Raw genomic sequence first — 7,761 nt, forward strand, 5'->3', positions numbered from 1 at the left:
GCGCGCGGTGGCCGAAGCCTTCGTGGCGGGCTTCCGCTGGGTGATGCTGCTGAGCGCCGGGCTGGCGCTGCTGAGCGCGGCCAGCGCGTGGCGCATGATCGGCGGCAAAGGCGCGGCTCAGGCCAACTGAAGCCGCTCGGGCACGCGCTGCGCGTGTTCGGAGAGGAAGGCGGCCAGCGTGCGGTTCATGACCTCGGGGTCGGTGATGCTGAGGAAATGCTGCCCGCCCTCGACCTCGATGTAGCGCGCCTGCGCGATGGCCGCGGCGATGCGGCGGCCGACCTCGATCGGGTAGGCGTTGTCGCGCGTGCCGTGCATCACCAGCACCGGCATGCGCAGCGCGCCCACCAGCGGCGCGATGGCATCGCGGCCGGCCAGCGCGTCGAAGGCCAGTTGCCACTGCACCGGGTTCCACGACTGCCAGGAGCGCTTCCAGGCGCCGGCGTCGAAGTCCGGGCCGAAGCAGACATGGGCCATGGCCTCGATCGCCTGCAGCGGCGGCGCCTCGAAGGACGAGGCCTGCACCTCGGCGACCAGGGCGCGGTAGGCCTCGCGCGTGGCCTTGGATTCGGCATCGATCGAGGAGCCGAACACCGCCACGCTGGCGATGCGCGAAGGCGCGAGCAGCGCGGTGCGCAGCGCGACGAAGCCGCCCTGGCTGGTGCCGGCCACCGCGGCGCGGTCGATGCCCAGGTGGTCGAGCAGCGCGATCAGGTCGCGCGCCGAGTCCCAGAAGCCGAAGGGATGCTCGGCCGCGCTCTCGCCATGGGCACGCTGGTCCCAGACGATGCAGCGGTGCGTGGCCGCGAAGTGGCGCAGCTGCGGCGCGAACATCTCGGCGCGCATGCCGAAGCTGTGGCAGAACAGCAGCGCGGGCTTGTGGCCGCCGGTGTCTTCGTAGCGCAGGCGATGGAAGGGCAGGGACAGGAAGGGCATGGGGATGTCTCCGAGGTGATCGATGGGGTGGGGCCGCGACGCCGCGTCGGGGTCTGCGAGGTTGTACCGGCGGCCCGTCGTTCGTAGGATTCCGCGCTTGCTCTGTTCTTGTCCGGGATTGCTCAGTGAACCACGCGACCGCTCTTCCTGCCGCATCGTCCAGCTACGGCGCCAAGTACGCGGCGGCCGGCAGCCTCGCGCTCGCCGACTCGTTCGCGCGGCCCTGGCGCGGTTTCGGCGCCGAGGTCCGCCGGCATGCGGCGGTCGACGCGCCCGGCTTCGTGCAACCGGTGACCGAGGTGGCGATCGGCATCGCGGGCCACGGCCGGGTGTCGCGGCGCGCGGACGGCGAGTCCGAGCAGCGCTTCGAGGCGCAGCCGGGCCGCTTCTGCATCTGCCCGGGCGGGGTGCCGGTCGACCATCTGCGGCTGCAGGGGAAGGGCGTGGAGCTGCTGCACTTCTACGTGGACGGCGGGCTCGACCCGGACTTCGCGGCACGCACGGCGCTGGCCGACTGGCCCTATGCGGGCGGGTTGGCCGATCCGCTGGTGGCGCAGATCGGGCTGGCGATCGCGCAGGAGCTGCGACAGGAGAGCAGCGGCGGCGAACTGCTGCTCGACACGCTGGGCCATGCGCTGCTGGCGCGCATCGGGCAGCGGCACACGGGCGCGCCGGCGGCCAGTCCCGCCACGGCGGGCCGAGGCCTGTCACCCGCGCGGCTGGCGCGCGTGCAGGCCTATCTGCAGGCCCATGTGGAACGCGCGCTGTCGCTCGAGGACATGGCGCGCGAAGCCTGCCTGAGCCGTTTCCATTTCGTGCGCGCGTTCAAGGCCTCGACGGGCCGCACGCCGCATCAATATCTGGGCAGCCTGCGGCTCGAGCTCGCGAAGTCGTTGCTGGCGGCGGGCCAGGAGAGCATCGAGGCGATCGCGTGGCGCCTGCAGTTCGCGAGCGCCTCGGGTTTCTCGCGCGCGTTCCGGCGCGAGCTGGGTCTCACGCCGTCGGCCTACGCGCAGGCGCTGCGGCGTCGCTGAGCAGGGTGTCGAGCTCGGCCCAGAGCGGATCGCACTGGCCGGCCCTGTAAGCGGCGGCCTTGAAGGTGGCGTGCTCGCCGCGATAGGTTTCCCACAGGTCGCGATGGCCATCGGCCACGCAGGCGCGCACGTTGGCCAGCCGGTCGGCCGCCTTCACGGTCAGCGCGAGTTCCTGTTCGCCCTTCACATGCGACATGGCCGCATAAGTCCGCGCCTTGCGCTCCTTGCGGTTGGCACCGGGCGCGTCGCTCAGCAGTGCCACGCAACCCGCCACCAGGGTGCCGAAGCGTTCGGCGACGTCGGCCACGGTGGCCTCGGTGTCCTCGACCACGTCGTGCAGGTAGCCCACGACCTGCGCCTGTTCTCCATAGGGCCGCAGCAGCGCGACCACTGCATCGAGGTGATGAACGTAGGGGTGCACGCCGTACTTCTGGTCGCCGTGCATCTGGATGGCGTAGCTTCTCGCGGCGTCTGGGGAGGTCTCTGGGGTCATGCGGACAACCCTAGCGGGTCGTGTGTTTGGTGGCAATGGTGAGAGGGCCGTGTTGTCGTAGGCCGGGGACGGGCGCGCGCCGACGGGGTACTCCCCTCCGCGAATGTCCCCCGCCTTCGGCTCCTCCTTTATTTCGCTGCGGGGAGTACCCCATCGACGCGCGCCTGGACGCCACCGTTGTTGAACCGCCGGCACCACCGCAGCGCTCCCGTGCACAGGGCAGCGGGTGCTTCCCGCAGCGAAATCAAGGAGGAGGCCGAAGGCCGGGGGACATTCGCGGAGGGAAGTACCCGCTGTCCTGTGCACGCGCCCCCAGCGCCCCCAAGAACCGTTGTTTACGAAGGAAAACACCTACCGAAACGACATTGCAACGCCATTGGTGTATCGATACAGTAAATCGTTCCACCAAACGGGCGTTCGACCCCACAGGAGACAAGCCATGACCTCGATTTCACGCCGCCGCTTCGTCCAGTCATCGTCGGCCCTGCCGCTCGCGATGGCGGCCGCCGGCACGGGATTTACGCCCTTCGTCGCCGCGCAGGACAAGACCGTCGCGCTGCGCCTGTCGTCCTCGCACGTCGCCGACCTCAACTCCTCGCACTTCGCGTGGAACCAGCTCATGCAGGTCAACCTCAAGAAGGCCGTCGGCGAGCGCATCCGCATCGACTACTTTCCCAACAACCAGCTCGGCAAGGAAAGCGACGTCGTGCAGCAGGTCAAGGTCGGCTCCATCGACATGATGCTCACCGGCTCCTCGATCTGGGCCACCGTCACGCCGCAGTTCGGCATGCTCGACCTCGGCTACCTGTTCGATAGCTACGAACACGTCGCCAAGGCCCTCGACGGCGGCGTCGGCGCCAAGCTCAACGACATGCTGGTCAAGAGCACCGGCTGCCAGGTCATCACCTGGGGCCAGCACTACGGCGCGCGCAACGTCTACACCAAGCAGCCCGTCAAGTCGCTGGCCGAGGTGAAGAACGTCAAGCTGCGCGTGCTGCCCACGCCCGCCTTCATCGAGACCTTCAAGATCATGGGCGCCATCCCCACGCCCATCTCCTTCGGCGAGCTCTACATGGCCGCGCAGACCGGCGTCGTCGACGGCTTCGAGCACGATGCCGCCACCGTGCTCGCGAGCAAGCTCAACGAGGTCGTCAAGCACTGCTGGATGACCGAGCACCTGTTCAGTCCCATGGTCTGCATCGCCGGGCGCCGCGCCATGGACCGCATTCCGGCCGACCTGCGACCGGCGTTCCTCAAGGCAGCGGCCGAATCGACCGCGCAGCAGCGCCAGATCGGCGCCGAGAAAGGGCAGGGCGCCATCGAGGAACTGAAGAAGCTGGGCCTGAGCTTCACGCCCATGGCGAAGAACGAGCGCGACCAGGTGCGCAAGGAGATGGAGGCCAGGCTCTGGTCGGCCTTCGCCAAGCAGTATCCCGAGACCGGGCCGCTGTTCGCCGCCATCAACGCCGCCCGCGCCTGACCGGCATGTCCAGCGTCCTGCCCCCGATGGCCCCTGTCACGCCCGCCGTCCTGCCGCCTCTGTCGCCGCTGCCGGCCGCGGGCCGCGGCCACGATCCGCGCGCCCTGGGCTTCAGCACCGCCCACCCCGCGGGCCGCGGCCTCGCCTGGCTCACGCGCGCCATGGAGAACGTGGCCGGCGTCGTGCTCGCGATCGATGTGCTCGTCGTCTTCGTCTCGGTCGTGTTCCGCTACTTCCTGCACGATCCCTTCGACTGGGCCGAGGAGGTCGCGCGCGCGCTGATGGTGATCCAGGTCTTCTTCGGCGCCGCCACCGTGCTCGCGCGCAGCCAGCACGTGGGCGTCGACCTGTTCCGCGGCCTGCTGCCCGCGCGCTGGCAGCCCGCGCTGATCCAGTTCGGCAACTGGATCGTGGTCGGCGTCTCGGCCAGCCTGCTCGCCTCGTCCTGGGAGCTGCTGCTCGACGCCTACAACATGACCACCCCGATCGGCCTGCCGCAGTGGATCTATGTCTACCCGGTGGTCATCGGCAGCCTGTTCATGACGCTCTTCGGCCTCGCCAACGCCGTCAACGGACCGGCCCGGCGCGTGTGGAGCACCCTGGCCGTCGGCATCGCGCTCACCGCCGCCGTCGTGGGCTGGAACAGCTTCGTGCCCGGCCACGCCATCGCGCCCTGGATGCTGCTGACCGCCGGCTTCCTCGGCGGCCTCATGCTCGGCGTGCCGATCGCTTTCGTGCTCGCGCTCTCGTCGCTGGTGTTCTTCATGGCCGATCCCTCGCTGCCGATGCTGGTCTATTCGCAGCAGGTCATGGCCGGCACCGACCACTACGTGCTGCTCGCCATTCCCTTCTTCGTGCTGGCCGGCCTGCTGATGGAATCCAACGGCATGTCCTCGCGGCTGATCGAGCTGCTGCTGCGCATGTTCGGCCGCCTGCGCGGCGGCCTGGGCCTGATCACCATCACGGCCACCGCCTTCTTCTCGGGCGTCTCGGGCTCCAAGCTGGCCGACATCGCCGCGGTCGGCGGCATCATCATGCCGGCCGTGCGCAAGACGAAACAGGACCCGAACGAGACCGCCGGCCTGCTGGCCTGCACCGCGGTGATGGCCGAGACCATCCCGCCGTGCATCAACATGATCATCATGGGCTTCGTCGCCAACATCTCGATCGCCGGGCTGTTCATGGCCGGGCTCGTGCCCGCCGTGGTGCTCGCGCTCTCGCTGGCCGCGGTCACCATCTACGTCGGCGCGCGCATCGACCCCGACCAGGCCTTCGACGTGCGCACGCCCATGTTCCGCCTGCTCGGCGGCGCGCTGGTCGCGCTGGTGATGGTGGCGATGATCGGCAAGGGCGTGACCTCGGGCGTCGCGACCTCGACCGAGGTCTCGTCCTTCGCCGTGGTCTATGCGCTGGTGGTGGGCTGGCTGGCCTTCCGCGAGCTCACCTGGTCGTCGGTGGCGCGGCTGTTCGTGCGCTCGGCCTCGATGGCGGGCAGCATCCTGTTCATCGTGGCGGCCGCGTCCAGCCTCTCGTTTGCGCTGACAATCCAGCAGATCCCGCAGTACCTGTCGTCGTTCATGATCGAGTTCGCGCACGCATGGGGCAGCACCATGTTCGTGATGCTCTCGGTGCTGATCATGATCGTGTTCGGCGCCATCCTCGAGGGCGCGCCCGCGCTCATCATCTTCGGGCCGTTGCTGACACCGATCGCGGCGCAGCTGGGCGTCAATCCGCTGCACTTCGGCACCGTGATGGTCATCGCCATGGGCTTCGGACTGTTCGCGCCGCCGGTGGGGCTGGGGCTGTTCGCCACCTGCGCCATCACCGGCACCCAGGTGAAGGACGTGGCGCGGCCGATGATGAAATACCTCGCGGTGCTGTTCGTCACCCTGGTGCTGCTGGTGCTGGTGCCGGCCTTCTCGGTCTGGCTGCCCACGCGCATGGGGCTGTGACGACGCACGAATGCAGGACCGCGATGAACCCGAAAGGACCCCGAAAACCGTGAGCAGAATCAGCGATGTCGCCCAGCGGGCGGGCGTTTCGACCAGCACCGTGTCGAACGTGTTGAACGGCCGCGTGGACCGCATGGCGGCCGCCACGCTGGAGCGGGTGCAGGACGCGATCCGCGACCTCAAGTACCGGCCCAACACCTCGGCGCGGCAGCTCAAGACCGGCCACACGCCGCTGATCGGCCTGCTGGTGCCGTCGATGGCCAACCCGATGTACGGCTTCATCGCGCGCGAGGTCGAGACGCTGGCGCAGGAGCGCTACGGCTTCCGCATCATGATCGGCAACACCTACCGCGAGAAGGAACGCGAGGCGCGCTTCTTCGAGGACCTGATGGCGCACGGCGTGCGCGGCGTGATCATCATCTCGTCGCTGATCGACGAGCAGCACGTCGAGGCCGCGGCCGAGCGCGGCCTGGTGGTGGTGAGCTACGACCGGCGCGCCACGCCCGGCGAGGCCTCGGTGATCGACCACGTCACGGTCGACAGCTTCGAGTCCTCGCGCATCGCCACAGCCCACCTGATCGAACGGGGCCACCGGCGGCTGGCCTTCGTCACGCCCTCGGGCCGCACCATGAGCCGCAACGAGAAGATCCAGGGCTTTCTCGCGGCCGCGCGCGCAGCCGGCCTCGAGGCCAGCGCGCGCGTGGTCGAGGGCCTGCCGGTCGACGAGTACGGTGACTCGATGATGAGCGAGCTCGGTCGCACCCAGGCCAGCCAGCTCGCGCAGCTGCCCGAGCGGCCCACCGGCGTGGTCGGCGTCAACGACCTGCTGGCCTACGGCCTGATGGCGGGCTTTCGCGATGCCGGGCTCGCGGTGCCCGACGATGTGTCGGTGGTCGGCATCGACAACGTGTTCCTCTCCACCCTGATGTACCCCGCGATGACCTCGGTGCGCGTGCCGGTGCCCGAGATGGCGCAGGTGATGGTCGAGCGCGTGATGAGCCGCCTGGCCGACGGCGCGCTGCCCGCGGGCGAGTTCCTGTTCGCGCCCACGCTGGTGGCACGCGACTCGGTGGCGCCGCCGCGCGGCTGAGGCCGCCTTCTTCTTTCTTCCTGCCTTGTCCATGACCACGGTTTTCGTCAGCCATCCCCAGAGCAAGCTCGCCCACTACTTCGGCGAGCGCGCCAGCAACGCGCTGCGCGCCTTCGCGCAGGTGCGCTTCAACCCCGAGGACCGCGATCTCTCCTCGCAAGAGATCGCCGAACTGGCGCGCGACTGCGACGCCATCGTCTCCTACCGCCAGACCGTGGGCGACGAGGCGCTGTTCGCCGCGCTGCCCAAGCTGCAGGCCTTCGTGCGCTGCGCCATCGACATCCGCAACATCGACCTGGCGGCCGCGAGCCGCCACGGCGTGCTGGTGACCCAGGCCAGCGCGGGCTTCATCGCCTCGGTGTCCGAATGGATCGTGGGCGCGATGATCGACCTCGCGCGTGGCATCAGCGCCTCGACCGCGCTCTACCACGCGGGCCTGCCGGTGCCGCCCGCCATGGGCCGCGAGCTGCGCGGCGCCACGCTCGGCGTGATCGGCTACGGCCAGATCGCGCGCTACCTCTGCACCGTCGCGCAGGCGCTCGGCATGCGCGTGGTGGTGCACGATCCCTTCGCGGTGGTGGCGCAGGCGGGCATCGTGCAGGCCGGCTTCGGCGAGTTGCTCGCCCAGTCCGACTTCGTGGTCTGCCTCGCGGCGGCCACCGAAGACACCGAGAACCTCATGAACGCCGCCGCCTTCGCGGCCATGCAGCCGGGCGCCTTCTTCATCAATGCCGCGCGCGGCAACCTCGTCGACGAGGACGCGCTGGTCGCTGCGC

The 7,761-nt window shown here is 69.5% G+C and carries 7 protein-coding genes; 5 read left to right on the forward strand and 2 right to left on the reverse strand.

The window, feature by feature from the left end:
* Positions 1-117 precede the first annotated feature (117 nt).
* Positions 118-936 (reverse strand): alpha/beta fold hydrolase, encoded by an 819-nt coding sequence (locus AC27VN_RS26200; protein WP_490878416.1) that lies wholly within the window; start codon positions 934-936, stop codon positions 118-120.
* 125 nt (positions 937-1,061) lie between these two features.
* On the opposite strand from AC27VN_RS26200, the gene AC27VN_RS26205 reads away from it, so the two are divergent.
* Positions 1,062-1,970, forward strand: a complete 909-nt coding sequence (locus tag AC27VN_RS26205; RefSeq protein WP_490878417.1) for a helix-turn-helix domain-containing protein — start codon at positions 1,062-1,064, stop codon at positions 1,968-1,970.
* Here AC27VN_RS26205 and AC27VN_RS26210 read toward each other — a convergent pair.
* A complete protein-coding gene (locus AC27VN_RS26210) occupies positions 1,930-2,463 on the reverse strand; it encodes an HD domain-containing protein (protein WP_093342005.1) in 534 nt (177 codons plus the stop codon). The genes AC27VN_RS26205 and AC27VN_RS26210 overlap by 41 nt on opposite strands.
* 439 nt (positions 2,464-2,902) lie before the next feature.
* Here AC27VN_RS26210 and AC27VN_RS26215 point away from each other — a divergent pair, with 439 nt between their 5' ends.
* The 4 genes from AC27VN_RS26215 to AC27VN_RS26230 form a co-directional block, all read left to right on the forward strand.
* Positions 2,903-3,943: a TRAP transporter substrate-binding protein gene (locus AC27VN_RS26215; protein ID WP_057590285.1), complete on the forward strand. Its 1,041-nt coding sequence runs from the start codon at positions 2,903-2,905 to the stop codon at positions 3,941-3,943.
* A 161-nt stretch (positions 3,944-4,104) separates the two neighbouring features.
* Positions 4,105-5,895: a TRAP transporter large permease gene (locus AC27VN_RS26220; protein ID WP_490878419.1), complete on the forward strand. Its 1,791-nt coding sequence runs from the start codon at positions 4,105-4,107 to the stop codon at positions 5,893-5,895.
* 49 nt (positions 5,896-5,944) lie between these two features.
* A complete protein-coding gene (locus AC27VN_RS26225; RefSeq protein WP_296782655.1) occupies positions 5,945-6,985 on the forward strand; it encodes a LacI family DNA-binding transcriptional regulator in 1,041 nt (346 codons plus the stop codon).
* Positions 6,986-7,016: 31 nt separating this feature from the next.
* The coding region (locus tag AC27VN_RS26230; protein WP_490878418.1) for an NAD(P)-dependent oxidoreductase at positions 7,017-7,761 on the forward strand (745 nt) is incomplete at its 3' end.

It is taken from the genome of Variovorax sp. 20P10.2.4 (assembly GCF_058244205.1).